Source organism: Enterococcus sp. DA9, from assembly GCF_008000875.1.
GTDB lineage: Bacteria > Bacillota > Bacilli > Lactobacillales > Enterococcaceae > Enterococcus_B > Enterococcus_B lactis.
Map to the genome: position 1 here is coordinate 1,366,639 of NZ_CP042839.1, position 26,173 is coordinate 1,392,811.

Genomic DNA, 26,173 nt, shown 5'->3' on the forward strand with positions numbered 1-26,173 from the left:
TCTACAGTATATAGATTTATTCTACATGACCTATACACTTGATAGATACGTTTTTTTGATGAAAAACGGTATGATTTTATCAAAGAATCATTTAAGTAAGGGAGAGTGGTGATAATCAAAAAAAAGTTCACAGTTTTACTCACAATCATAGTGACCGGTATCATGAGTGGTTTTGCCTTGGTTAGTATAAATAAACAGGTACTCTATCGGACAAATGAATTTTTCCATCAAACAGATACTTATACTCCGATTCGATTGCCACAACATTTTATTGGGCAAGAAGAATATGAGCAGCTAATCATGGTATTTGAAAATGTCTCATCAGAAACTGAGCTTTCTTATATGAAAAAAACAGTAAATGAATCCGATGAAGTAGATACATCTTGGAACTTCAAGATACAGCCAAAGCTTGAAATGACATTGTATTATCAAGGGGATGTCAAATCTTCTCACGAGAAGGTACCCTATTCTAATACCTCCTTTCGCGTAACGTCCATTGAAGAATCGATCAAAATAAAAGATTTTGAAGGTGAATTTTTCTTGATGACGAGAGAAAAAGAAGCCTATGAACGGTTCATTTTACTATTTGTGGAACGATACAATCAAGCATTTCACACTGATTATGCCACTAATATTTTTGAAGACTTTGAAAATAGCTATTCGTATTCGGTTATTTCAAGTACAGACGTATATAATTATCGAGTGTATTTAACTATTGGATTGATTCTTTTATTCCTTTTGTTATCATCCTTTTTCTTATTGATGAATAAAGAAATCAGTTTATTGTTGAATAATGGCTTTTCATTACATCAAGTATTGTGGTGTTTATTGGGGAAAAAGAAAATCATTATTACATTCATAATTGCAGGAATCATTGGTGGTTTTATTTTTATGTATTATAAGGAGCAATTTCTTTATTTGTTCCAGATGTACGTTTTCTTGTTCAGCGGAATATATGGTATCTCTTTGATTTCTCTTTTATTAGTTGAAAAAATCGCTTCGTTAAGAGAAGCGTTCAACTATATCCAATACATTCTTTTTACATTTGGATTGTTATTTTCTCTTCTTTTGACCGTTGCCAATGTCGAATTAGCAACTATCGTTTTTTCTTCTTCACAGTTAGCTGTTTCCCATGAACCACCAAAAGAAATCGCTGGTGAGGACTATCATGTATTTTATCCAGTAACCATCGGGAAAAACCACGTGGATTTTATTTATTCCAATCGTTTTGCATCAGCAGCAGATCAGGAATTATATGAAACTTTGAATAAAAACGGAAGTATATTAGTCAATGTATCAGATTACTTGAATGAAGAAAACGAACAGTTTGGCAGAGGGATAAAAATAAATCTGAATTATCTTAAGAAATTTCCTTTGATTGATGTCTCTGGAAGGTTGATCCAAATAACCGAAGAAGAAACGCACCCTGTTATATTGATCCCTGAACGATATAGACATACAGATTTAAAAAATGACCTGGCGCAAATAACAGAATATTATCAAGAAATCAGTGAAAAAGAACCAAAATTTCTATTTATAAAAAACAATCAACCCATTTATACATTTATTCCTTCTATCCCCTGGATCGAACATTATCCGGTTGTTGAAATACTGACATTGAAAAACAGTACGTATTGGGAAAGAAATATTCTCAGCGGAGAAATCTATCCACTGTTAAAGATCAAGATAGGCTCTTTGTCGAAAGAAAGGTTATTTGAGCTGATTGAAGAAAGTCAGTTACGTGATAACTTGCAGTTATCATTTCCGTATACTCAGACTGAAGAGATAGCTGTCAAAGTGTTAAGCAGATCATTTCATTACTTGATACAGATATTTTTACTCACTTTCTTTTCTTTCTTCTTGTTGAGCTATGTCATGTTATGCATATATTTTGTCTACAATTGTCGGAAAATCGCTATCTTTCGTTCAAGTGGTTATTCGCTCTTTGAAACGTATAAAGATTTCTTCATGATGAACCTCATCAAATGGGGAACGACAAGTGTAATCTTCCTTTTTCTTATAGAAAGAGAGCCTAAATATCTTTTTAATATTTTTTTCTTTAGCTTCATTGATTTTATTCTTTCAGTTGTTTTTATTTTGTCTACAGAAAAGAAAAGTCAGTTATTGCTGATGAATGGAGGTTAACAATTGGAGCCGTTGATAGTGATAAAAGGTGAGAAAAAAATCATTCGAAACAAAACGATTCTTCATTTGGATCGTTTCACTGCGGATGCTGGGGATCTTGTGACTGTTGTTGGAGAAAGTGGAGCAGGTAAAAGTACGTTATTGAATATATTAGGATTGAATGATCAGTTCAGTTCAGGACAATTCTATTTGTTCGATCAAGAGATGAAACAATTAACTGGAAGAGAGAAGCGCTTGATAAAAAGAAATACCATATCTTTTCTTTTTCAAGATTTTGGGTTGATTGAATATGAAACAATCGATTTTAATTTAGATATTGGATTGAAGTTTTCGAATTTAAATGTTTCAGATAAGCGAACAGCAAAGTATGAGGCATTGAAAAAAGTAAATATAAACAAGAAACTAAGTACGCCTATCTACACATTATCTGGTGGTGAGAAGCAAAGAATCGCCTGTGCGAGAGTCTTATTGAAGAATAGCAAAATCATTTTAGCCGATGAACCAACTGGATCATTAGATAAACGAAATAAGGAGCAAGTCGTTGAAATCTTATCGCAACAGGCTTCCCAAGGTACGTTAGTTATCGTGGTCATGCATGATCCATATCTGACCAAATAGGAAACAAGAAGATCATGCTTTAGAAAACAAATGAAAAATCAATTTTTTTCAATAAAAACAACAAAAAAATGTCTGGAAAATCGAACATAAAAGTGTCTGATTTGAATATCCCAGCAGCGGAAGAAGAAAAACAAAATCGATAACATTTGTTCTAAGAATTAGTTACGTTAAATACGGAACGCAAGATAGACTTGAAAAACGGTAACAAAAGAAGTAGTATATTAAGGTGTGATGTGCTACTTGACATTTATTCTGCTGAGCGAACTTTCTGGATTGTGTAGCCTTATATCTATTCAGGACGTATCGAGCAGATTAGTAAAGGTGTTCTTGATGATTTTCATCTTGAACACCTTTGTTTTTAGCAATTCGCAAAAAACGAAAAGTAGGAGAATTGATAAATGAAAAAAAGATTTTTAGCACTTGCCATCGTACTAGGCACTGGCTTATTGTCAGGCTGTACGAATGCCGGTGAAAAAACAGCCGTTAGTTATAAAGGCGGTACAATCAGCGAACAAGAAGTAATGGATAGCTTGAAAAAAATGCAAGGAGCAGATTCCGCTGTGCAACAGTTGATCGTTTATCAAGTATTTGAAGATAAATATGGAGATGACGTATCAACCAAAGAAATCGATTCCCAATATGATCAAACAAAGAAACAATTGGGTGATTCATTTGATTCACAATTGAAATCTGCAGGTTACACAGAACAAACATTCAAAGACAGTATCAAACAAAGTCTAGCCTTTCAAGAAGGTCTAAAGAAACATATCAAATTGACCGATGAAGATTTAAAAACGGCTTGGGAATCTTTCCATCCAGAAGTGGAAGCTCAAATTATCCAAGTAGCAAGTGAAGATGATGCAAAAGATGTGAAGAAAGCTGCTGATAAGGGAGACGATTTCTCTAAATTAGCCAAAGACAAGTCAACTGATACTACGACAAAAGAAGATGGCGGAAAAGTGAAATTTGATTCCACTACTACAACGGTTCCGGCAGAAGTCAAAGAAGCAGCCTTTAAGTTGAAAGATGGTCAAGTTTCTGATGTGATCACTTCTACCAATGCTTCAACTTATAATACGGAATATTATGTGGTTAAAATGGTGAAAAACCAAAACAAAGGCAACGACATGGATAAATACAAAAAAGAATTGAAAGAAATTGCAACAGACACAAAATTAAGTGACAGTACCTTCCAGAATAAAGTAATTGGCGAAGTATTGAAAGACGCTAATGTAAAAATTAAAGACAAAGACTTTGAAAATGTTTTGAGTACATTCACTTCAGATTCTAGTACAGCAAGTAGTAAATAAGCGGTATAAATAAAAAATATGAACTATTTAAATCAATAAAACTGTTCATCTAAATCTTTTTATTAGAACTAAATCAACAGTAGTTTAATTACTACTTGATTTAGTTCTTTTTATTTTAAAAATTTTTTTTACTTAGAATCCAGCGACCCTAGATATTTTTCTGTATAATCTTAAATAAAGAAAACAATATCAAAAAATGCACGTAGAAGTAGATAAATGGAGTGGTTTTGCAAATTTCTTTTATTTCTAGAAGTTATTCACGTATACGGATTTGTTTTTCTCACAAATAAAAAGGCAGGAAGTACAATGGATCATTTGTATATAAAATATATTCATCAATTTTCCGTTTTGGTGTTAGGCACACTAATTATAGCGGGGATTGTCGCATTTATTATTCAAGGTCGTGACATATTAACAGTACATCAAGAGTTTTTCAGTTATGCATTTGGTATTCCTCTGATCGCTATAAGGTCTGATAACAAAAAGTGGAAGAAACGCTATTACATTCTCTTGCTATTTTTGTGTTTTTATCTGCCACCTAAGATTTTTATTTTATTAGGTATACAATGCCTATCATTTTCTTTTATTTCCTATATCATTGTTTTAATTTTCCTCAGTTTCATATTATGGGTGTTTTATCTTGTCAAAAAATAAATGAATGTTTCATGAACAGTACTTCATCACAGCCTAATTTTTTTCTTTATGCTATCGTTATATTAAAGAAATCAATCAGAAGGGAAAGAAAGTGATGAAAAAAGTTTTATTAGTGGTAAACCCCAGTTCAGGCGGTGAACAAGCAAAGGAATTTGAGCAATTAGCGATAGCAAAATTGGAATCGGTGTTTGATGAAGTGGTCGTCTTGCATACAAAAAAAGCAGGGGATGCAAAAAACTTTACTCGCGAAGCGGCTACGGAAGGGTATCATAGTATGTTTGTCATGGGCGGAGATGGAACAGTCAACGAAGGAATCAGTGGAATCGCTGAACAAGAACATCGGCCAAATTTCGGATTTTTCCCATTGGGTACGGTGAATGACTTGGCTCGAGCATTAGGGATACCGCTAGAACCTGAGGAAGCGATCAATCATTTTTCGATTGAATCAGTCAAGCCATTGGATATTGGAAAAATAAATGACGACTATTTTATGAATGTCGTCGCAATTGGCTCTATCCCTGAAGCAATCAATGATGTAGATGCGGAGAAGAAGACGAAATTTGGAAAACTAGCTTATTTCATGTCAGGAATCAAACAGTTAGCTTCCACACAATCCTACTCGTTTCACGTAGAAGTTGATGGAAAGAAGAAAGAAATTGAGAGCAGTACCTTGCTGATAGGACTAACTAACTCAGTCGGCGGTTTTGAAACATTACTTCCAAATGCAAAAGTGGATGATGGTAAGCTCCATTTGGTTTATTTAAAAGATTCTTCTTTGATCGATACGCTTAAAACATTGCCAGACCTATTAAAAGGAGTAGATGAATCTACGAAAAATCTAGCCTATCTTACTTGTGAGCAATTAGTTGTGTCATTAGCTGATGAGGAAGAATTGACGACGAATGTTGATGGGGATGAAGGGGATAAATTACCTGTGATAATCAAAGTGTTACCCTCACATTTACAGGTTTATTGTTAAAATGGAGGTTGTGGCCGAAGAGTTGTCAGGAGAACACCGCTTGTTCGGGATAAGGGACTGTGACAAGACTTTTGTCACAGCCTTTTTCCTACGATTAGTCAAGTAAAAGGTGCAAGAAAAATAGCTCGTAAACGAAAGCGACAAAATCAAGGCACACCAAATAAAGCCCCGTTCGTAAAAAATTTTCGATCTGGGCAAAGAAGTGGTATACTGTAAGTGGTTTAGTTAATGGTCCACTGAGACCGCGTACGCATAGTCGTACTCTGTATGTGCCCTAACCATAGCGTGCATACATTTCAGAAGCTTGTTCATACAAGCAACTGTGGCAACCTTCTCTTTCTTAGGGATAGGTTGCTTTTTTAATTTGTAGTAATAATCGACAATATGATTAGGAGCTGCGCGTTGCTGGCGAATCATATTTCGAATGGTGAAGAAAATAATTTTCCGTGCTTTGGGATTACCACGCTTATTGATGCGGTCTTGGCCAGTATACTTACCTGATTGATACCGTCGGATGTCGATTCCGACAAAAGCATTCAATTGTTTATGGGTTTTAAATCGTGTGATATCTCCTAATTCACCGAGCAATAAAGCGGCTGTGAGTGCGCCAATCCCAGGGAACGTTTGGTACAACAAAAAGCAAGGAGAGCCTTCGGCTTTTTTGATCATTTGTGTCGCCAGTGCTTCTTTTTGTTCGAGTAAATCTTGGAGAAGTTCGGCGTAATAGATTGTTTTTTGACATTGGATACTGTCTTTTTCAACAGCTGGATAGGCACACTGTGCATAGTGGATGATTTGATCTGCCTTTTGCTCGGCACGATTCGCGGAGATTTTTTTCCGTGTTTCGTTGATCAGTTTATTTTTTATTTTTGTCCGAGTAGATGCCAATACAAAATCTGGATGGGGAAAAAGACGGATCAATGTCAATGCGTAAGGGGTCAGCCTGTTTGAAAAGAACTGTTCAAGCTCTGGAAAAGTCAACTGAAGACAGTTGTGTAAATCCATGCGCAGACGAGTGATTTTCTTCTCAATTTCTTGATAAAAACGGGCTAAATCGCGCATCTCTAAGTAAAAATTGCTTTGTACTTCTTTTGGCTGACGTTGACTTTTAAGATGAGTCTGTGCGAGCCGATGGGCATCCGATTTATCTGTTTTCCAACTGCGTAAGGTGCTTTCTTCCATCTGTTTTTTCGCTTCTAACGGGTTTAACAAACAGTAAGAAAAGTGATGATCTTGAAAGAACTTTTCGACTGGTCTGGAATAAATCCCCGTTGCTTCAAAAACAATCAATGGACGTTCAGGCAAGTGCTGGATCTCTTCGAGTAATGCATGAAATCCTCTTTGAGTGTGTTCAATCTCGTCTTCAAATAAGCAGGTGTCGTCTTTGTATAGGACACTGTAGCTGTGTCCCATTGAAACATCTAATGCAAGAATGTAAGGCATTTGTTTTCCTCCTTTTTAAGTTTTGAAAGAACTTTACTGCTTCATTTCGATTCCAATTTCCTATACACGGGCTCATGGCCCCAACATACGTAAACCTGATTCTAAAATGACAGTAAAGAAGTTCGGTTTTTGATAGGGACTCGTAGTCCTCAAGGCTTTGTTCGAACTTTCTTTCACTCTTCACTATAATCTAAAAATAGAAAATAGAGGGGAACATCATTCGTCAATGATGTTCCCCTCTAATCTTAGTATGTTTTTGTACAAAAAAGAAATTTTCACCTAACAGAAAAATTTTCCATAAAAATACATATTTAAATATGAAAGTACAATTACAAATAAATTAAAACGTTAAAATAAAATTGTCAAAACGTCAGAGAGGATGGTGGAGAATGAATCAATATGTAAAAAAGCTGATTGCGTCGATTTTGTTTGTCTTCCCTCTCTTGATGGTGACATCCGTTTTTGCCGATGTAGAGAAAACAAGCGAATCAACGCAATCAGAGAATCAAAGTTTTGACAAGACTACTTTTTCAGAAGAATCAATTACTTCTGAAACTACAGAATCCCAAAGTGAGGCGCCTACTTCTAATACAAGGCAAGAAGAAAATAAGACAAGTGAGACCTCAGAAGTAGCTGAACAAACGTCTGATAAGCAGTGAAGAGGTACAGGTTAGAGTTGTTTCAGCGGATGGGTACAGCGAAGCTGCCACAACAGAAGAACTGACGCAGCTTCTCGCAGACGAATCAGTAGCTAAGATTCGTTTAACTCAGCCTTTGACTTTAGACAGGGAATTGGAGATCAAGCGAGATATCGTTATCGATTTTGGCGGACTTGCTCATAATTTCGGCACACATCACATCTATATCAATGAGACACCTCAGTCGATCGAGTTTCAGAATTTTAAAGGAACGGCAGCTCATCCAGGTGGGTTGATACCAAATATCGATGGAAATGCCATTATCATTGCTTATATGTCCGATTTTTGGGGAAACAGATATCATTTTACGGGAGAAATAAAATTTACCGGGACACTTGACTTATATGATGGTTCTAAATTAGGCCTGATTTACGCCCCTCGTGCAACTGTCACATTAGATGGTGTTTCCGGTGTATTGGATGTCCAACCAGTGAAAGAAGGGATGAATGCCGCTCCGGGTAAAGCTTATTTTTGTAGAAGCTATCAGCTAAATGTAATCAATGGTAGTCAGCTTTATGGACCATATCTAGGAAAATTCTATGGTTTTCTAGATTCAGGTGATGAGACGGGCAGTGGAAAAACAGCACCAGGACTCCATATCTTGAGTGGTTCAAAGGTCTCTCTTGACTATGATCGGGCAGATGGCGTCAGCGATGAAGGAGAGGCTGTCGATACGCTACCCGGGAATGTCACATTTAAAGTCAGTGGCTCAGGAAGTGAATTTTCGGTAAATACAAAGATCAATATTACCAACGACAACAATCGCGGAATTATCCAAATGAGAGGCTCAGGATCAAGAGTCGCTGTGTCGAATGATGGGAAAATCACAATCAATACAGCAACTACTGGCGGATTTCGCTTGCAAGGAGATTCTAGTCAAATCCATGTATCAAGTGGTGGACAAATCTCGGTCAAAATGGCTGGAGATGGCGACCAACCTGGAAACAATGGGATGCGTTTTGTAGGGAAAGGACTTTCTTTGATCGTAGAAGGAGCCGGATCAGTCATCGATATTGATAAGCAAAGTGGTCGTTCTAGCGCAGTTCGTTTTGAGAACGGTACGCAAAAACTAACAGTAACTAATGGAGGCTCATTGAAGGTAAGAAATGCAGGGGATGGCAAATCTTATGTGAACAGACTCAATCAAGGAAACCAAGCGATCCAATTTTATGACGCTTCTGGTTTTCTAGAAAGTCCAGGGTCAGCTGATTTTACGGTTACTGGAGAAAAATCAAATATCGATATACGCGCAGATTCCGGAGCTACCGTAGATACAACTGGAGATATTGATTTGAACTTTATGGCTGGCGAAAAAACTTATTTAGTCATGGTCGGGAAAACTGGGGAAGATAAGACTGGCATCATCAGTGGGGATGTGTTGAATGTAGACTTAGAATCTCCTACCTATTTCGATTTCCAAAACAAACGGATCGGAAGCGAGACTAATGGCATAGGTGGCTGGGTATTTCAAGGAAATGGCGATTCTTCTTTGAAGATCGCTCATTCAGAAATTGCTTTATGGCGAAAGGCAGGAGCAACGTTCGATAACTTTGAAAAAGATCCGGATTATTTTTCTGATATGACAGACTTATCGATCAATGGAACCGACTTAGGTAATTTTGTATCAAGCCCTAGTGCAGGTTTAACAAATGAATTTGCTCAGACAGGTGCCGGAATGAAAAATTATAATCGAATCAGTGCCAATAACCAGCTTCCGATGATTGAATCCTTAAGAGTACCAACGAATGCAGATAAAAAAATCTATGGGCATGTCGTTGTTCCCGAAGGTGTCGAGGCAAAGCCAAGAGATGCTTGGACAGGCGAAGTAGAAGTGACTTTACGTATTACTTATGCAGATACGACGAAATCACCTGTAGAAATTACTGCTCTCACACAAGGACAAACAGATGAAAATGAAGGGGCAGGATATAATCCGTGGGGAGAAGGCGAACAAGGCGGTTTGTTTGAGGTTCAAGTACCCAACGAAGAAAGACTAACAACGGGGGATCAAGTGCAAATAGTTGCTGCTAAAAAAGTAAGAGGCGGCCAAGAAGTGACAGAACTGGACTCTGCCAAAACGACAGTCGATGTGATTCCTCCTGAGCCTGCTAAATTAAGTACCACATTGATCAATGCAGCTTCTCGCTCAATCACAGGTACAGGCGAAGCAGGAGCTTTGGTTTCATTGAAAAAAAATCAAGCTGTTTTGTCCGAAACAACTATTGATGATACAGGGAAATTTGTTCTTTCTATCCCAGAAAATCAACTTTTTGCAGGAGATGTATTAGAAATTGTATTAAACGACCAAGCAGGAGAAGCTGCTGCTAAGGGTGTGCAGAACAAGCCAAGTACCAACGATGAAATTGGGAATCACAATCCAAGTGATACGCCAGTTGTTTATCATGATGCCCCGCCTTTTGCACCTGCTACGAAGATTGTAGTAGAAGGTGGTCTCTCATTTCTTGCCCCTTCCAAACTCGATTGTGGTCAGATCAAAGCAACTGGGTTGACGCAAGAAGCATTTGGCCAAATGGATATACAGGAAAAATTATGGATTTATGATCAGTGAGAAACAAAAAGTCCATGGATCTTAACGATAAAATTATCTCAGCCTTTCACAACCGATGCAGGATTTTCTATGCAGGATGTCCTATATTTCAAGAAAGCTGAGGAGTATCAATTAGTGAATGAAGAAGAACTGGAAATTGTCAGAGGACAAAATTCAACGAATGTGCAAACAGATTATTCAGAATATTTAAATAATGGTCGGGCGTTTAAACTTGTCTTAACCAAAGAAAATCAGATAGCTGGTAATTACTCAGCAGAGATGACATGGACATTAGCAGATGCGCCGACAGAATAAAGATCAAGGAGGATGATTGATGAATCGAATATGGAATAAAAGTCATCGAAACAACTGCTCTTTACTTCTGATCCTTCTCCTTGGATTCATCCTTTGGCAGACACCTGTCCATGCCTCCGAATTCAATTTTGCGGTAGATTTTGAATTACCGGCTAATCAGATTGATAAGAACAAAACATATATAAATGTAAGGATGGAGCCTGGGAAAACACAGGAAATCCCCTACACGGTCTTTAACCGAACAGATAAATCAGTAACAGTTGAGACATTGATCCACTCCGCTACGACGAATTCAAACGGTGTGATCGAATATGGAGAATCAAAAAGTAAATTTGATGAAACATTAAGTTATGATATGAAAAACTTAGCAAAAACAGTAGGAGAAATAACTGTTCCTCCTCAAAGTGCGGTCACTGAGACACTTTCACTGAAAGCTCCAGAAAAAGAGCTGGCTGGTGTGGTCGCAGGAGGAATCACGTTTCAAGAAAAAAAAGAGAACGTTTCTAACAAAAGTACAGTTGGTGTCGTCAATCAGTTTTCTCAAGTGAAAGCAATCTTGATTCGAAATAGCGAAAAAGAGTCTTCCCCAAATTTGAAATTAAAAAAAGCTTATGCGGATCAAAGCGATGGAAGAAATGTGATTAAGGCGAATCTTCAAAATCCAAATGCTTCTTATATGTTCGGCTTGACTACATCGGTTGAAATCTACAAAAAAGAAACAAAAGAGCCTTATCTTTCAATAAAAAAAGAAAAAATAGATGTAGCACCCAATACAAATTTTGATTTACTTGTCCCATTAGAAGGAAAAAAATTAGCTCCGGGACATTATCAAGCGGTTGTGAAGGGTGCTTGGAAAGAAAAACGCTGGAATCTCCATACCGATTTTGAAATAACTGATGATGCAGCGGACCAATTGAATGAAAAGGATATTGATTTAAAAAATCAGCCAGAAACATTTGACTGGCGATGGCTGATACTTGTTGGAGTCATTCTTATTGGCTTATTTGCTGGATTATTTATTTTAAAAGAAAGAAGGAAAAAGAAATGAAAAAAACAATTGCATTAAGTACCGTTCTAGCTGGAAGTCTATTATTATGTACACAAAGTGTTTTTGCTGAGAATAAGAGCTCAGCCACTACAGAAGGAACGATTTCTGTAACAAAACCAGATGCCGCAAATCCTGAAGACGTTGTTCCAGTTCCTCCTGTTGATCCAAATGATCCCGATACGCCGTTTACACCTGACGAACCAAATCAGGGAACATCCGGATTACTGACGATTGACCAAGCTCCAGATCTTGATTTTGGAACAATCAAGTTAGGTACAGCAAAAACAGTATATGCTGCATTACAAAACGGAACGGACAGTACAGGGACAGCAACACAAGTACAGAATTTCGTACAAGTAACGGATAAAAGCGGAATTTATGCCGGTTGGAAACTATCAGTCAAACGAACAGAATTTATTGGTACAACATCTGATACGAATAAACTAACTGGTTCAAAGGTGAAATTCAAAAACGCCGTGATTCGAAATAGCGCAACTAATAGCAGTGGAACGCCATCTACTATTTCTGGTACTGGCGCTGAAGGAATTGAGATCCCAGCAGATCAGGCAGTAGATCTAGTAACTGCAGGAGCAAATGAAGGGATTGGCACATGGATTTATTCATTAGGAGAGAATGTGGAACAAGGGAGACAATCAGTGGAATTATTTGTTCCTGTATCCAATTATGCCGTAGACAACTACGTTTCAACATTCACATGGTCGTTAACAGATGCTCCTACAGAAGGGAAAGCGTAAAATCAAATCAATGACTTCAGGGAGTGGAGCCGATTCAAGGCCAACTCCCTGAAATCTGCTATGCTTACGTCTCAGCTCTTATTCATCAACTCGAAGCAGTTTTTTGGAAGTCATGGAAACGTTCCTTTGTCTTTTCAAAGATCTTTCGACCAACGAGTAAGGAGTCACCATTGAAAAATTCTAACACATAATGAGCAGAATCAATTTTCTGCAATTGCGATAAGTTGATACAGTAAGATTTTAATAGTAAAAAGTAAGCATACTTTTCCAACTCTGTCTTCAATTGTTTTAAAGAAGTATTCACTAATTTATCTTCTGTAGTTGTTTTGACCATAACTTGGTTTTTCAAACCTTTGATACTTTCAATATATAAAATTTCCCGAGGATACAGGACGAGACTTCCACCTTTTTGATCAATAAAGATTTTATCGACATTTACGATTTGCTGTTCTTTCCAATTGATCTGTTCTAGCACTTGACGAATTTGTTCAGATAAATTCCTGTCTTTTCTGATATATCCAATCGGAAGGATTTTCCGATTGATGATCTCTACTGCAAAATTCGTATAAGCGGTGAAAAAAACAATATTACTATGTGCATTTTTTTTACGTATTTGTTCGGCGACATCAATACCTGTGAGTGATTGCTTCAAGTCGATATCGATAAAGAAAACATCGTGATTATCAATAGTGCCCAACTGGATCAACTGATTGATTTGAGAGATAGAAGTGAGCTGCACGATATTCTCGATATGATGATTGACCAATTCTTTGATGATCCATTCGCTGTGAAACTGGTTATCTTCTATGATAAAATACTTTTTCATATGCAGGCTCCTATTAAAAAAATATGTGTACATTTTGAAACAAAACAAAGGAGGAATAAGATGGTCGCAACAGTGACACTTTATTTGACCTTTACTTTGATTTTAGATTTAGGTATCTATTTATTCTTTTCGAAACAACTGCTAGTAAAAAACAGCTTTGGTTGTATAGCTTTGATGGTGGTGACACTTTTATTTCCTATCCCTAAAGTGAGCTTTCCTTACCTAGTTGGCTTATTATTGATGTTTCTTTTTTATTTTACTACGAAAAACCTGTTTATCAGCTGTTTGATCAGTAATCTTTTTTTTGCTATCACTGGACTCAGCTTTTTTCTGGTTTTTGATCTGATGGATTATTTAGGAAAGAGACATCTTGGAACAGCAAGTTTTTTTGCACTACTTAACGCATTTATTTTCTATCTATTAGTAAAAAGTATAGACAAACAGACGAGATTTCTCAACTTGCTTTTTACTTATCCAACTGAACACTATTTTGGAGGTATTTGTATTTTATTAAGCTGGGGCGTGATTTACTTGGTATTGGGAAGTGTTCACTTCCGCTCATCTAATTATCTGCTTCTATCTCTTTTGTCGATAGTCATCAGTTTTTTTTCTTTGTTTTTTTCCATTATGTTGATCAGTTTCCAAGTAAAAGAAAGACAACATCAGGAATCGCTTCAACTGTATCAAATAAATGAAGAATATTACCATCATCTAGAGGAATTCAAACATGATTATAAAAGTCTACTGTTTTCATTAAAAATTACTCTTCAGGAAAATAAAAAAGAAACGTTGGAATTTTTAGAAATCTTAGAAGATCATTCTGCAGCTATTTTTGAAAAACCGCAAATACAACAGCTAACAAATATTGTATCCCCAGCTGTCAGGGGTGTCTTTTTAAAATTTCTAGAAAAAGCAGAATCGGAGAAAATCCCGATCCAAGTAGTTATTCCTGTCGAAGTGAAAACAATCCCGATTGATCTGGTTGTTTTTATTCGCTGTTTATCTATTTTTATTTCTAACGCATTCGATCATCGTGTAGCCGATCAGAGTCCGATTACGATCAATCTGCTGGAAGAAAAAGAGGGATTACGTTTTAGTATAGCGAACAAGGCAAATCCGACGAATTTGACGCTATCGGAGATGGTCAAAAGAGGAAAAACCTCTAAAAAAAATGGCGGGTTAGGTCTATACAGTGCGAAAAAAATGTTGGATGTTTACGAAAATACAGAACTAAAAATCGAATTTTCAAAACAGAATCACTATTTTTTTGTAGAAATGTATCTGGCATCTAGAAAGAGCAAATCAGCCTACTGACTTACTGTCAAAGGATAAGCTTGAGGAAAGTCTACACGGAGATAGAGACAACAACACAGCATATTCAAAAGAAACAGAAGCGTGATGACCGTTGTCACCCTTCTGTTTCTTTTGCTATGTAGTTAAACAAAGTAGTTGACACTTCCGCTACTTAGTATTAGTACGAAAGTATACTTCATGATACTAAGTAGATAAGAAGTGAAAAGCGGAACCCACGATCGTCAAAATGCTAACTGCTTTGCTTACACCAGATAAAGGGAAGAGCAATATCGCTTATTTTAGGCGTGGAGAAGCAAGAAAATCCCTACGATCACACAAAAAATGCTGACCCAGCAGTTAAGAGAGTTAGAACAAGATGGCATTGTCCATCGAAAAGTCTATAACCAAGTCCCGCCTAAAGTAGAGTACTCGCTCACCGAAGAAGGAAAATCATTAAGAGAGATTCTAATAGCGATGTCTGTTTGGGGAGAAGAACGTATCGAAAAACAAAAAGCCTCAGGGGAAGAAGTCACATTACTGCATACACATGGTGGCTACCTAAATTACTGATTTCTATGACATTTATTTTAAATAAAAGAAAACAGGAGTTTTTTTAAAAGCATCATCTATTTTTATGTAAAAAAATGGTATGATTAATCAAGTAAGAAATGATTGGAAGAAGGCAAGCAAATGAATAGCATGGAAAAAGTTAACCAGTTTAGAGATGAACGTAATTGGCGACAATTTCATAACGAAAAAGATTTGGCTATTTCTATTTCTTTGGAAGCATCTGAATTGTTAGAACTTTTTCAATGGAAAACGCCGGAAGAAGTAAAAGAAACACAATTAGAACGAATCAAAGAAGAACTGGCAGATGTATTGATCTATTCATACATGATGGCAGACAACCTTCAGATGGATCTAGATGAGATCATTGAAGAAAAATTGATCAAAAATAATTTGAAATATCCTGTAGAAAAAAGCGCAGGTGTACGAAAAAAATACACAGAGTTGTAGAAATGTGTCATTCGGCTGTTGGAAAGAGCAAAAGAAAAACAGTAAAATGAGTCTGGAGGGAGAGAAAATGAAAAAAAAAGGAAAAGCAAAAAGATGGCTAGTCAATATCCTCTTGTTCCTCTTGTTATTAGTAGGACTAGCTTTGATTTTCAATGAACAGATCAAGGATTATCTTGTCAGAGAGACAGGAGATAAATATGCTATAGCGAATGTAACAAAAGAAGATCTGAAAAAGAATAACGATAAAGATGTCAGTTTTGACTTTGATGCGGTAGAACCAATGACGACAGAAGGGGTCATGAGGTCGCAGATGAGAGGAACAGATCTACCAGTGATTGCTAGTATCGCAGTCCCTTCAGTTTCAATCAATTTACCGATTTTCAAAGGCTTGGATAATACGTCACTACTTTACGGAGCAGGAACATTATCTCCAGATCAAGAAATGGGAAAAGGAAATTATGCCTTAGCAAGCCATCGTGCAACGAACCCTGAATTGCTGTTTACACCGCTAGAAAATTTAGAGATGGGTGCCAAGATCTATTTGACAGATTTAGAAAATGTGTATACATACAAAACATTTTTTAAAGAAAAAGTTGCTCCTACAGATACCCAATTACTGAATGAAGTCGAGGGAAAAGAAATTGTCACACTAATTACTTGTGGCGACATGGACGCCGTCACGCGACTAGTTGTACAAGGAGAACTGGAAAGTGTTACACCGATAAAAGATGCGACAGATGATATGAGATCTGCTTTCAATCTAGAGACAAAAACATTTTAGGATACTGGGACATAAGTCGTTACAGATTAAAAACAGCCAAAGGATATGAATCGATAAGGAAAAACCAATTTGCTGAAAAAAAGAGGAACGCAAAGAGGTGCATCTCTGATTTGGTTGTTTTCTAGATAGACTTGTGTTCCAGTTTTTTTATTTTTTATATGAAAAGGCTTGCATAAATAAAAATTCGATGGTATGATGATTTTGAATAAGAAATGGATTGTTACTGTACGGCAGGCAAAACCAGAATTCAGCTAAGAAACAGTAGGCGAATTCTAGGTTTTTTTATTTTTCTTGAGAGGGCGAAGCAAAATGAAAATTGATAAAATTTTGAATAACAATGTCGTCATTTCGAAAAATGGATTCGGGGAAGAAGTCGTTTGTATGGGAAAAGGACTAGCTTTTCAAAAAAAGATTGGGGACGAGATTTCGCCAGAAGCGGTCCAAAAAGAATTTGTTTTAAGAGATTCTTTTGCTAAAAACCAATTCCAGCAGCTGATGGCTGATATTCCGGCAGAGGAGATCGAATGGGTCAAACAAGTAGTCGAACTGGCTGAAGATAAACTAAAAGTTGAATTTTCGCCTAATATTTATCTGACATTGACCGATCATCTTCATTATGCGATCACACGAGCAAAAGAAAATATCCAACTGCCTAATCCATTATTATTTGAAACAAAAAAATTTTATCCGAAAGAATATCAAGCAGCGAAAGAGGCTCTTTTGTTCGTGAAACAAAAGACGGGTGTGGAACTTTCTGAGGATGAAGCCGGTTTTATTGCCTTTCATTTTGTGAATAGCCAACAAGGAAACGAAGACATGCAAGTGACGATGACCGCTACCACAATGGTAAGAGATATACTGAGTATCATCAGTAAATTCTTCGGCATCGTGTTCGATGAAGAATCTTTGAATTATCAGCGTATCATTACTCATCTGCAGTTTTTTGCCCAGCGTTATCTCAAAGGGGAAGGATCTGACGAGCAAGATGAATTTCTCTACGCATTAGTTCAAGGAAAGTATCCAAAAGCGTTTCATTGTGTCGAACGGATCAATGAGTATCTTCGACAAACGCAAAAACAGGAAATGAGGATCGCAGAGCAGATTTATTTAACGATTCATATTCAAAGAGTAGTAAGTGAGAAAAAAAGCATCCAATCATAAGGATTGTTACTGTATGGCAGGCAAAACCTGGATTGAAAAAATAGGTTCACGAATGTTTGTGACTGTTTTTTTCAATCTGGGTTTTTATTTTTTAAATAAAAAAGAAAGAAGGAAAAAACAATGGATAATCAAGCAGTTGGTCGTCGTGTATGGGAAGCGGTAGGAGGACAAAAGAATGTCAAAAGTTTAGTACATTGTGCTACCCGGTTGCGATTCAGATTAAAAGATGAATCTTTAGCAGATACGCAAAAGTTAAAAGAAGACCCGGACGTGATCCAAGTCGTACAAAGTGGCGGTCAGTATCAAGTAGTGATTGGCAGTAATGTAGCAGATGTTTATCAATCGATCGTGGATGAGGAAGGTCTTGCAGTTTCGGAGGATGGAAAAGAAGAGTCCAAAAATATTTTGAATCGTCTGATCGATATTATCTCTAGTATATTTACACCTTTTCTAGGGGCGATGGCAGCTGCCGGGGTATTGAAAGGATTCTTATCATTGGCAACGGTGATGGGCTGGCTGACAGCTGATAGCGGTACTTATCAAATATTGTTTGCTGCAGCAGATGGTGTCTTTACCTTCTTACCTGTCATGCTTGCTTTTACAGCAGCTAAAAAGTTCAAAGCCAACCAGTTTTTAGCAGTAGCAATTGCTATGGCACTTGTGTATCCAGCTATCACAGCAGTTGCTGGTGCGGGAGAAGCTATCAGTTTCTTTGGGATCCCAGTGATTCTTTCACCATCTGGTTATACTTCTTCTGTCATACCAATCATTCTAGCCGTATGGGTTCAAAGTAAATTAGAGCCATTCGTAAAAAAAGTGATTCCGCAATTTCTGCAAATGATTTTAGTTCCGCTTGTCGTTTTAGTAGTGATGGTTCCATTAACATTTCTTGCTTTAGGACCAATCGGGACGGTTGCCGGTAATGCTTTAGGCGGTCTCTTCAACTCGATTTATGGATTTAGTCCAATCGTAGCAGGTCTAATCATGGGAAGTTTATGGCAAGTATTCGTGATGTTCGGCATGCATTGGGGATTCGTACCGATCATGTTTTTGAATATCGAACAATATGGGTTTGATGTATTGATGCCAATGCTTCTTCCAGCCATCTTGGCACAAGGTGGGGCTGCTTTAGCTGTAGCATTGCGAACAAAAGATACGAAACTTCGAGCATTAGGGATTTCTTCTACAGTGACTTCGTTATTTGGAATCACTGAACCAACTGTGTATGGTGTGACATTACCTTTGAAGAAACCATTCATTGCCGCTTGTATTTCTGGAGGTATTGGTGGAGCTATTATCGGATTTTCCGGAGTAAAAGCTTTCTCCAGCAGTTTGGTCAGCTTATTGACGATTCCGACTTTCATTAGTACGGTGGATGGTGTAGAGTCAAATGTGACAGTAGCAGTAATAGCTACAGGAATTGCTTTTGTTCTTGCATTCGTAGGTACATTGATTTTAGGATTTGACGAACAAACACAAGACAATCAATTAGAAAACAAACATGCGAATGCAGGAGAACCGATTACTTCAGCACGGCATACCTTAAAAAGTCCTTTAACGGGTAAAGTACTGCCATTGAGTGAAGTACCAGACCAAGTTTTTTCTTCTGGCGTGATGGGAAAAGGTATCGCTATTGATCCAGAAGTAGGAGAACTAGTTGCACCTGCAGACGGAGAGATCACGACTATTTTTCCAACTGGACATGCTGTAGGGATCACAACGACTGACGGAGCGGAGATTTTGATTCATATCGGGATGGATACAGTAGAATTAAATGGGAATGGCTTTGAGATCTTAGTCAAACAAGGGGATCTCGTCCAAGCAGGAGATTTATTGATTCGTTTTGACATCGAAGCAATTAGAGCAGCTGGCTATAGCGTAATCACTCCAGTTGTCATTACGAATACTGATGCATTTGCCGATATACTTGAATTAGACCAAAAAGAGATTATTGCAAACGAAGATGTTCTGGCAATTGTAAAATAAGGAGGAAATCAGGATGCAATCACGTTTTTCAGAAAAATTTTTATGGGGTGGAGCAACTGCTGCCAATCAATTAGAAGGGGCTTATGATCGAGACGGAAAAGGGCTATCCGTTGCAGATGCTATGCCTGGAGGTAAGCAGCGCTTTGCGATTATCGGCAGTGAAGAATTTGACTGGACGATTGATCAAGAAAAATATATTTACCCGAATCATCGAGGAATCGATCATTACGATCGTTTCAAAGAAGATCTTGCCTTGTTTGCGGAAATGGGATTCAAATGTTATCGTTTTTCGATTGCCTGGACACGAATTTTTCCAAATGGAGACGAAGGTACTCCTAACGAAGCGGGATTAGAATTTTATGATCAGCTGATTGATGAGTGCTTAAAATATGATATTGAACCTGTGATCACGATTTCTCATTACGAAATGCCTCTTCATTTGGCAAAAGAATACGGTGGCTGGAAAAATCGAAAACTGATCGACTTCTATGAACGATTTGCTCAGACAGTATTAGAGAGATACAGCAGTAAAGTCAAATATTGGATGACTTTCAATGAAATCAATTCGGCCTTTCACTTTCCAGCTTTAAGTCAAGGATTAGTAAAAAGCAATGGAGCAGGAGAGTACCAAAATATTTTCCAAGCATGGCATAATCAATTCGTTGCAAGTAGCAAAGCCGTAAAAATCGGCCACGAATTGCGTTCGGATATCCAAATCGGCTGCATGATTATCTATGCAACAACTTACAGCATCGATGCCAATCCAGTCAATCAGGCAGCAACAATGATCCAAAACCAAGAATTCAATTTTTTCTGCACGGATGTCCAAGTACGTGGAGAATACCCTGCATACACAGCGCGTACCCATAAAAAATATGGAGTCGATCCGGAAAAATTAGAGCAAACGGAAAAAGACTTCCAGTTGCTAAAAGAATATCCAGTGGACTACATCGGATTTAGTTATTATATGTCTACGGCAATCAATGAGACTGATCCACAAGCAGCAACTTCAGAAGGGAACTTGCTGGGAGGAGTAAAAAATCCGTTTCTTGAGGCAAGTGAATGGGGCTGGCAGATCGATCCAGAAGGGCTGAGAATCGCATTGAATGAATTATACAATCGTTACCAGAAACCATTATTCATTGTTGAAAACGGTCTTGGAGCCATTGATCATATGGAAGAGGATGGCACGATTATTGATGATTATCGGATCGATTATTTACGTCGTCATATCGAAGCGATGGCTAATGCAGTAGCAGACGGTGTAGATTTGATGGGCTATACGCCTTGGGGATGTATGGATCTTGTCAGTGCATCAACAGGAGAAATGAGTAAACGTTACGGCTTTATCTATGTGGATCTAGACGATGAAGGAAATGGGACACTGAATCGATCAAAGAAAAAATCTTTTGATTGGTATAAAGAAGTAATTGCCTCAAATGGCGTAAACTTGTAATTAAAGCAGCTGAATGAAAAAGAACACACTTCTCACATGTGATTTGTGTTCTTTTTTTATTTTTTATGTGCTATTCTTTTAGTAATAGTAAAGCAAAGGGTGACGTTATGAAAAGGACACGTGTACTATACTTGGAAGTCGCAGATAAAATTAAAGAAGATATTTTCTCAGGAAAATATCCAGTCGGTTCGATGTTACCGACAGAAAGTGAATTAGAAGAACTGTTTCAAGTCAGCAAAATCACTGTCCGAAAGGCAATCGAACTGCTGGCATCAGATGAATATGTCGCAAAGAAAAGTGGTCGTGGGACGACGGTTCTAAGCAATCGTCCTTACAATCGATTATCCAAAGCGGCAAGCTTTACGCAAATCTTGGAGAACTCCCGATATGAAGTCCGGAAAGAAACGCTGGATTTGCAATTGGTCCATATAAAGAAGGAAGATCCTTTGTTTTCCTTTTTCGGTGAGCAAGCTGTTTGTTTTAAGCGCTTATATTATTTGAACAATCAGCCTTATATTTATTTTGTTCATTATCTTCCACAAGAAATGATGCAATTCAGCAGAGAAGAATTTGGCAAAGAATCTTTGTATCGTTTGCTGACGAAAAAAGGATATACTATTGACTCATTTTCTGATGATTTCTCGGCAGTATTTTTAACAGAAGAAGAACAAGGAATTCTGAAAACAGACGCACAGATCGGCATCAAACGGATACGGAAATCGTCTACGCAAATTGGGGAAATGATTGAATATTCGGAGGCGGTCTACCATACGGAGCTGCATCCTTACCATATTGATTATGAAACATAAATAAAAAAAGAGGTTGTGAAAAAGCTGCCCTGCATCAAGTAATAAGAACAGCCAAACAAAAATAGCTTCTCATATTTTTCGTTTGGTTAGGCTTATTACCGCAGATACACGGCTGTTTCTGGATTACCATTTATTCTGGATAAGGGGGTGTGGCACGATTTTCAGAAGGAATCTATGAACCAATCACTGTATTGATTTTAGCTTCGATGGTAACCCCATTCGGCTTGACGATCGCTTATTTCTTAGGGAAAATCATTCGTAAAAATATATTCAATCGTCAAGAAATCGATACATTGAAGACCGCTTTTCCTATGGGGATCTGTCAGATCACAGAGGGATGTTTCCCTATCGTATTGAACGACTTGGCACGCAATGTCATAGCAACGGGAGTCGGTGGGGCAGTAGGTGGCGGATTAAGCATGTTTTGGGGCGCAGATAGCCGTATTCCGGCATCGGGAATGTTTGCAGTCGCTACGATGACCAGACCATGGGCATTCATTGGTGCATTGTTAGCTGGTTCTTTTGTCACAGGAATAACCATTTTATTATTGAAAAAACCAGTAGATCCGAATGCAGAAATCATCCAAGAAGAAAAAGAGGAAGAAGACATATCTTGGGATGATTTGACAATTAGTTAGGAGAGGCAGAATGGATTACAAGAAAAAAGTACAATAGATGTACCTTGAGGCAGGAATGGTATGAAAGAATCAGAGTTAGAAAGAATCGAATATACAGATTTTGGTTTAGGAGCGATCGAAACTGTCCAGAGCATCGGCAACCTCCTTGAAATGACGATGAAGGAAAAATGAGAACCTTTCGTTGTCGAAAAGGTCTGGTATACCTTATGTCGAAGGAAAGGAAACAAAAAACTTTCCTGTACTATTCCAAAAAGGAAAGAAAGTTATTATACAGTAAAAAAAGAAATTATTCTTCATGCTAGAGATCAGTACACGTTCGAGCCCAATATCAAACACTAGTTCCAGGCAGGCGCAACAGGTGCGGTTATCACTGAATTTTCTTCCAGCAGTGACGATTCAAGTGATATTTTTACAAATCCAGCTATTTATCGTTAACAAAAAGATTTTTAGGAGAAGCTGATGAACAAAAATGATCAAATTTTGATCGTTTAGTTCGTCGGCTTTTTTATTTAGAGAAACATCATTTATCAGTGAAACATAACACGAGAACAAAATGATTTTTTCGTTAATAAAAGAAACAAGTATTTGTTGTTTAAAATAATACACGTTATTGGCATATAGGACGAAATCCCAGTATCTTCTATAAGTAAGTCATTTCATATCGATGAAAACACGTTATTTATTTTTGTTTTATCTATAAAATAGCTGAAAAGTGATTTTTTTCTAAATACTATATATAGTGGTGTCTATCCTATATACCACTAAAAAACTACAAAATCTAGTCTTTTATTTTAAAAAAACACGTGTAGAATGAAGATAGACTTTTGAGTTAGGGAGTGTTTTTTTATGAAACTTACTGTTTTTTGCGGTTCCCGTTTTGGTAATAAAGAAAGTTACAAATTTATTGCGCAAACGTTAGGAAAATACATGGCACAAGAAGAAATCGAACTGGTTTACGGTGGTTCATACTCCGGGATTATGGGAGTGATTAGTAAAACAGTACTGGAAAATAACGGAAAAGTCACAGGTATCTATCCGAATGGGCTTTTTGAAACTGAATTGCCTGGAAAAGATGTTACTACATTTATTCCTACAGAAACGATCGATGAAAGAAAGGTATTATTATTTGAAAAGGGAGATGCTGTCCTCGTTTTCCCTGGAGGTCTAGGTACATTGGAGGAATTCTCACAACTTCTTTCTTGGATAGCAATCGGTCTGACGCCTGACAAGCCAATCGGAATATTGAATATTGGCGGTTATTACAGCGGCTTGCAACAATTATTAGAAACTTTTGCAAAAGAGGATTTTATGGATAAAAAATGGTTGGATCAAGTAATCTTTTCCAACAATCCATTGGAACTGGTCAATGAATTACGAGCAGTATCTATTAAAAATCAGTTATTATTGAAGGAGGCAAAATAATGAGTCAAATATATTTAGCAGGACCATTTTTTTCAGAGGAGCAAATCGATCGAGTAAGTCGTATCGAAAAAGCGTTGGAGGAAAACAAAACAGTCACAAGTTTCTACTCTCCACGTCATCACCAAGAAAGCAATTATGAACTATTCAGCGCTGGATGGGCGCAGGAAGTATACGAAAAAGATATGGAAGAACTGACAAATGCAGAATTTGTTGTTGCTATCCTTGACTTTGAGCATCAAACAATCGATCCAGGAACGGCTTACGAATTAGGTGTGGCAACTATGTTGAAAAAACCGATGATCATTGTACAAGAAGAGACGGTACCTACGAACTTGATGATTACACAAAGTCTCCATACGTATTTAAAATCAGACCAAGCTGTACGTGAATATGATTTTGAAACATTGCCTGTTGAAACTTACGTAGGCGAGTACTTATAGAAGAGGAAGGGTTGTATGTCAGTGATTTTGATTTCAGGAACGATTGGTGCAGGTAAGAGCAGTTTGACGGATATGCTTGCAAAAGAGATTGATTCTAAACCATTTTATGAAAATGTCGAAGATAACGAAGTATTGCCGCTCTTTTATTCAAATCCTGAGCAGTACGCTTTTTTATTGCAAATCTTCTTTTTGAACAAGCGATTTTTAGCAATGAAAAATGCTTTAGTGAACGATGACAATGTGCTAGACCGATCCATCTATGAAGATAGCCTGTTGTTCCATCTAAACGCTGATTTAGGTCGGGTAACGGATATCGAAGTACAGCAGTACGATAGCTTATTAGATACGATGCTAAACGAGTTAGATGATGTTGCTCCAAAAAAACGGCCTGATTTGATGGTCCATATCAAAGTTTCTTTGGACACGATGCTAGAACGTATCAAAAAACGTGGGCGTGACTATGAACAGCTAGAAAGCGATGAGACGTTATATGCCTATTATGAAACGTTGAACACCCGCTATAATCAATGGTATGAAGATTTTGATGTATGTCCTAAAATACAAGTGGATGGGGATAAATTCGATTTTGTAGAAAATCCAGAAGATGCAAAAAAGGTGATCCATCAGATCCAAGAAAAACTAGCTGAATTGGAAGGAAAGCCTGCTGGAAAATATTTTACGGATAACCAGCATGCAAAAGGTCAAGAATTAGGCTAAAAATAAAAAACCAAACGACGGGAAAGAAAAATTACTACGTGATGTAGAATAAGCCTTTCTATCGTTTGGTTATTTTATATTCAAATATTTGAAATAAATAAATCTTTACTCTTTGATTTGTAAACTGAAATGATCCACTGTTTGTTTTACTGATGAAGCTTGATCAAAGGAAGAAGCTGAGTTTGAAGTTCATAAAAATCAGCCATAGTGAGTTTTGCTTGGATTTGTTTATCTTCTTCTACTTTTTACATAATTTTGAACAGGATAAGATTCAAATGTTTTAAATGAATCTTTGACTAGTTTGTGACAGTTGTCGCATATGCTCAAGCTTCCTTGGTCATTAAATTCTGTATGGATATTTTTGTTGTTATTACATGTACAATAATCAGGACTATCGATCATCCATTTCGTCTCATTTACAATCATCTTGCTTCTTTACTATAGCAGAAAAGAAGGGGAGAAACAAAAGAAGATCCAACAGACGGCACTATAGACTGTAGATGTTGCCATCCTCATCCTTCAAACGGTAATTACCGATTTTGGTAAATGTGATGGTTGCTTCTTTTTTATTTTCTTTTCCTGAAATAATATATTCGTCATCTTTGGTAGTAATCTTGATGTCTGTCAGCACTGTTTTTTCTTCAGATGATTCAGAAGAATCAGTTTCTTGTGTCTGATACGTGCGTGTCCATTCCATTTTTTTATCTGTAAATGTCAACTGTCCCGCGGATAAATCCATATCTTTACGTACTTTTAGCGTATATACACTGTTAGTGATATCTGCTTTTTCCGCTTTTAAGACAGAAGAATCGGTTGTTTCATCCGAGGATTGGTCAGAGCCGCCAAACAAATTACAGCCAGTCAATGTCAAAAGTCCCGCAGACAAAATAAATAGTACGATTAATTTCTTCAAAATACTTCCCCCATTTGATAGGATAAAGAAATTATACCATTGGAAAGTAAAACTTCAAACGGATGGAAGAGAAAAACGCACAAAACACCCACAAATAGAGTAAATTTTAGAATAAAATTTTAAAAAGGCAAAAAATTCGCCATTTTCGGAAAGCGTTTTAAAAAAGTGTTGCAATCTTTTAAAAAAATGCTATATTAAAAA

At 37.1% G+C, this 26,173-nt stretch carries 20 protein-coding genes and 4 pseudogenes; 20 read left to right on the top strand and 4 right to left on the bottom strand.

The window, feature by feature from the left end; all coding sequences use genetic code 11:
- The first annotated feature begins 162 nt into the window (after positions 1–162).
- The 5 genes and pseudogenes from FTX43_RS07440 (at position 163) to FTX43_RS07460 (ending at position 5,706) form a co-directional block, all read left to right on the top strand.
- Positions 163–2,145: a DUF1430 domain-containing protein gene (locus tag FTX43_RS07440; protein ID WP_002320142.1), complete on the top strand. Its 1,983-nt coding sequence runs from the start codon at positions 163–165 to the stop codon at positions 2,143–2,145.
- A 3-nt stretch (positions 2,146–2,148) separates the two neighbouring features.
- Positions 2,149–2,786, top strand: a pseudogene (locus FTX43_RS07445) (ABC transporter ATP-binding protein).
- A 375-nt stretch (positions 2,787–3,161) separates the two neighbouring features.
- Positions 3,162–4,073, top strand: a complete 912-nt coding sequence (locus FTX43_RS07450; protein WP_002316482.1) for a peptidylprolyl isomerase — start codon at positions 3,162–3,164, stop codon at positions 4,071–4,073.
- Positions 4,074–4,289: 216 nt separating this feature from the next.
- Positions 4,290–4,727, top strand: coding sequence for a hypothetical protein (locus FTX43_RS07455; RefSeq protein WP_002316481.1), 438 nt, complete (start codon positions 4,290–4,292; stop codon positions 4,725–4,727).
- Between the two features lie 94 nt (positions 4,728–4,821).
- Positions 4,822–5,706 (top strand): diacylglycerol kinase family protein, encoded by an 885-nt coding sequence (locus tag FTX43_RS07460; protein ID WP_002328522.1) that lies wholly within the window; start codon positions 4,822–4,824, stop codon positions 5,704–5,706.
- Positions 5,707–5,931: 225 nt separating this feature from the next.
- On the opposite strand, the gene FTX43_RS07465 is transcribed toward FTX43_RS07460, so the two are convergent.
- The gene (locus tag FTX43_RS07465; protein WP_073490895.1) at positions 5,932–7,149 is read right to left on the bottom strand and encodes an IS110 family transposase; all 1,218 of its coding nucleotides are present in this window, start codon (positions 7,147–7,149) and stop codon (positions 5,932–5,934) included.
- 389 nt (positions 7,150–7,538) lie between these two features.
- On the opposite strand from FTX43_RS07465, the pseudogene FTX43_RS07480 reads away from it, so the two are divergent.
- From FTX43_RS07480 to FTX43_RS07490, 3 genes and pseudogenes are all read left to right on the top strand, one after another.
- A pseudogene (locus FTX43_RS07480) lies at positions 7,539–10,710 on the top strand (Ig-like domain-containing protein).
- Between the two features lie 19 nt (positions 10,711–10,729).
- Entirely contained in the window at positions 10,730–11,758 is a 1,029-nt protein-coding gene (locus tag FTX43_RS07485) for a DUF916 and DUF3324 domain-containing protein (protein WP_002321096.1), read from the top strand.
- Positions 11,755–12,513 (top strand): WxL domain-containing protein, encoded by a 759-nt coding sequence (locus FTX43_RS07490; protein ID WP_002330033.1) that lies wholly within the window; start codon positions 11,755–11,757, stop codon positions 12,511–12,513. The genes FTX43_RS07485 and FTX43_RS07490 overlap by 4 nt, the downstream gene beginning before the upstream one ends.
- A gap of 85 nt (positions 12,514–12,598) precedes the next feature.
- Here the strand turns inward: FTX43_RS07490 and FTX43_RS07495 are convergent, their stop codons facing one another.
- Positions 12,599–13,339, bottom strand: coding sequence for a LytTR family DNA-binding domain-containing protein (locus FTX43_RS07495; RefSeq protein ID WP_002306055.1), 741 nt, complete (start codon positions 13,337–13,339; stop codon positions 12,599–12,601).
- 60 nt (positions 13,340–13,399) lie between these two features.
- On the opposite strand from FTX43_RS07495, the gene FTX43_RS07500 reads away from it, so the two are divergent.
- The 9 genes and pseudogenes from FTX43_RS07500 to FTX43_RS07545 form a co-directional block, all read left to right on the top strand.
- Positions 13,400–14,653, top strand: a complete 1,254-nt coding sequence (locus FTX43_RS07500; protein WP_147606943.1) for a GHKL domain-containing protein — start codon at positions 13,400–13,402, stop codon at positions 14,651–14,653.
- Positions 14,654–14,947: 294 nt separating this feature from the next.
- Positions 14,948–15,202, top strand: a pseudogene (locus FTX43_RS07505) (winged helix-turn-helix transcriptional regulator); the annotation flags it as partial.
- Between the two features lie 120 nt (positions 15,203–15,322).
- Positions 15,323–15,649 (top strand): nucleotide pyrophosphohydrolase, encoded by a 327-nt coding sequence (locus FTX43_RS07510; protein WP_002313399.1) that lies wholly within the window; start codon positions 15,323–15,325, stop codon positions 15,647–15,649.
- Positions 15,650–15,716: 67 nt separating this feature from the next.
- The gene (locus FTX43_RS07515) at positions 15,717–16,430 is read left to right on the top strand and encodes a class A sortase (protein ID WP_002318718.1); all 714 of its coding nucleotides are present in this window, start codon (positions 15,717–15,719) and stop codon (positions 16,428–16,430) included.
- A gap of 309 nt (positions 16,431–16,739) precedes the next feature.
- Entirely contained in the window at positions 16,740–17,591 is an 852-nt protein-coding gene (gene licT, locus FTX43_RS07520) for a BglG family transcription antiterminator LicT (protein WP_047937861.1), read from the top strand.
- Positions 17,592–17,711: 120 nt separating this feature from the next.
- Positions 17,712–19,577: a beta-glucoside-specific PTS transporter subunit IIABC gene (locus FTX43_RS07530; protein ID WP_002314601.1), complete on the top strand. Its 1,866-nt coding sequence runs from the start codon at positions 17,712–17,714 to the stop codon at positions 19,575–19,577.
- A 13-nt stretch (positions 19,578–19,590) separates the two neighbouring features.
- Positions 19,591–21,033 carry a glycoside hydrolase family 1 protein gene (locus FTX43_RS07535; RefSeq protein ID WP_002313403.1) on the top strand — a complete coding sequence of 481 codons (1,443 nt, stop codon included), beginning with the start codon at positions 19,591–19,593 and terminating at the stop codon, positions 21,031–21,033.
- 107 nt (positions 21,034–21,140) lie between these two features.
- Positions 21,141–21,842 carry a GntR family transcriptional regulator gene (locus tag FTX43_RS07540; protein ID WP_002293839.1) on the top strand — a complete coding sequence of 234 codons (702 nt, stop codon included), beginning with the start codon at positions 21,141–21,143 and terminating at the stop codon, positions 21,840–21,842.
- A gap of 161 nt (positions 21,843–22,003) precedes the next feature.
- Positions 22,004–22,480 (top strand): annotated as a pseudogene (locus tag FTX43_RS07545) (PTS fructose transporter subunit IIC); the annotation flags it as partial.
- A gap of 396 nt (positions 22,481–22,876) precedes the next feature.
- Here the strand turns inward: FTX43_RS07545 and FTX43_RS15410 are convergent.
- Positions 22,877–23,086, bottom strand: coding sequence for a phenylalanyl-tRNA synthetase subunit beta (locus FTX43_RS15410; protein ID WP_002296192.1), 210 nt, complete (start codon positions 23,084–23,086; stop codon positions 22,877–22,879).
- Positions 23,087–23,326: 240 nt separating this feature from the next.
- Here FTX43_RS15410 and FTX43_RS07560 point away from each other — a divergent pair, with 240 nt between their 5' ends.
- Genes FTX43_RS07560 through FTX43_RS07570 form a run of 3 tightly spaced genes read left to right on the top strand, consistent with a single transcriptional unit; the run spans position 23,327 to position 25,059 of the window.
- A complete protein-coding gene (locus FTX43_RS07560; protein WP_002293608.1) occupies positions 23,327–23,902 on the top strand; it encodes a TIGR00730 family Rossman fold protein in 576 nt (191 codons plus the stop codon).
- The gene (locus FTX43_RS07565; protein WP_002293607.1) at positions 23,902–24,342 is read left to right on the top strand and encodes a nucleoside 2-deoxyribosyltransferase; all 441 of its coding nucleotides are present in this window, start codon (positions 23,902–23,904) and stop codon (positions 24,340–24,342) included. The genes FTX43_RS07560 and FTX43_RS07565 overlap by 1 nt, the downstream gene beginning before the upstream one ends.
- Positions 24,343–24,357: 15 nt before the next feature.
- Positions 24,358–25,059 carry a deoxynucleoside kinase gene (locus FTX43_RS07570; protein ID WP_147606945.1) on the top strand — a complete coding sequence of 234 codons (702 nt, stop codon included), beginning with the start codon at positions 24,358–24,360 and terminating at the stop codon, positions 25,057–25,059.
- Between the two features lie 487 nt (positions 25,060–25,546).
- Here FTX43_RS07570 and FTX43_RS07580 read toward each other — a convergent pair whose 3' ends face one another.
- The gene (locus FTX43_RS07580) at positions 25,547–25,972 is read right to left on the bottom strand and encodes a hypothetical protein (protein WP_002299985.1); all 426 of its coding nucleotides are present in this window, start codon (positions 25,970–25,972) and stop codon (positions 25,547–25,549) included.
- Between the last annotated feature and the right edge of the window lie 201 nt (positions 25,973–26,173).

Excerpts from the sequence above, each read along its gene's own strand:
- FTX43_RS07465 (WP_073490895.1), bottom strand. The coding sequence starts at position 7,149 with ATGCCTTACATTCTTGCATTAGATGTTTCAATGGGACACAGCTACAGT.
- FTX43_RS07515 (WP_002318718.1), top strand. The coding sequence starts at position 15,717 with ATGAAAAAAAAAGGAAAAGCAAAAAGATGGCTAGTCAATATCCTCTTG.
- FTX43_RS07495 (WP_002306055.1), bottom strand. The coding sequence starts at position 13,339 with ATGAAAAAGTATTTTATCATAGAAGATAACCAGTTTCACAGCGAATGG.
- FTX43_RS07440 (WP_002320142.1), top strand. The coding sequence starts at position 163 with ATGAGTGGTTTTGCCTTGGTTAGTATAAATAAACAGGTACTCTATCGG.
- FTX43_RS07485 (WP_002321096.1), top strand. The coding sequence starts at position 10,730 with ATGAATCGAATATGGAATAAAAGTCATCGAAACAACTGCTCTTTACTT.
- FTX43_RS07530 (WP_002314601.1), top strand. The coding sequence starts at position 17,712 with ATGGATAATCAAGCAGTTGGTCGTCGTGTATGGGAAGCGGTAGGAGGA.
- FTX43_RS07565 (WP_002293607.1), top strand. The coding sequence starts at position 23,902 with ATGAGTCAAATATATTTAGCAGGACCATTTTTTTCAGAGGAGCAAATC.
- FTX43_RS07500 (WP_147606943.1), top strand. The coding sequence starts at position 13,400 with ATGGTCGCAACAGTGACACTTTATTTGACCTTTACTTTGATTTTAGAT.
- FTX43_RS07490 (WP_002330033.1), top strand. The coding sequence starts at position 11,755 with ATGAAAAAAACAATTGCATTAAGTACCGTTCTAGCTGGAAGTCTATTA.
- FTX43_RS07450 (WP_002316482.1), top strand. The coding sequence starts at position 3,162 with ATGAAAAAAAGATTTTTAGCACTTGCCATCGTACTAGGCACTGGCTTA.
- FTX43_RS07535 (WP_002313403.1), top strand. The coding sequence starts at position 19,591 with ATGCAATCACGTTTTTCAGAAAAATTTTTATGGGGTGGAGCAACTGCT.
- FTX43_RS07560 (WP_002293608.1), top strand. The coding sequence starts at position 23,327 with ATGAAACTTACTGTTTTTTGCGGTTCCCGTTTTGGTAATAAAGAAAGT.
- FTX43_RS07540 (WP_002293839.1), top strand. The coding sequence starts at position 21,141 with ATGAAAAGGACACGTGTACTATACTTGGAAGTCGCAGATAAAATTAAA.
- FTX43_RS07570 (WP_147606945.1), top strand. The coding sequence starts at position 24,358 with ATGTCAGTGATTTTGATTTCAGGAACGATTGGTGCAGGTAAGAGCAGT.
- FTX43_RS07510 (WP_002313399.1), top strand. The coding sequence starts at position 15,323 with ATGAATAGCATGGAAAAAGTTAACCAGTTTAGAGATGAACGTAATTGG.
- licT (WP_047937861.1), top strand. The coding sequence starts at position 16,740 with ATGAAAATTGATAAAATTTTGAATAACAATGTCGTCATTTCGAAAAAT.
- FTX43_RS07460 (WP_002328522.1), top strand. The coding sequence starts at position 4,822 with ATGAAAAAAGTTTTATTAGTGGTAAACCCCAGTTCAGGCGGTGAACAA.
- FTX43_RS07455 (WP_002316481.1), top strand. The coding sequence starts at position 4,290 with ATGGAGTGGTTTTGCAAATTTCTTTTATTTCTAGAAGTTATTCACGTA.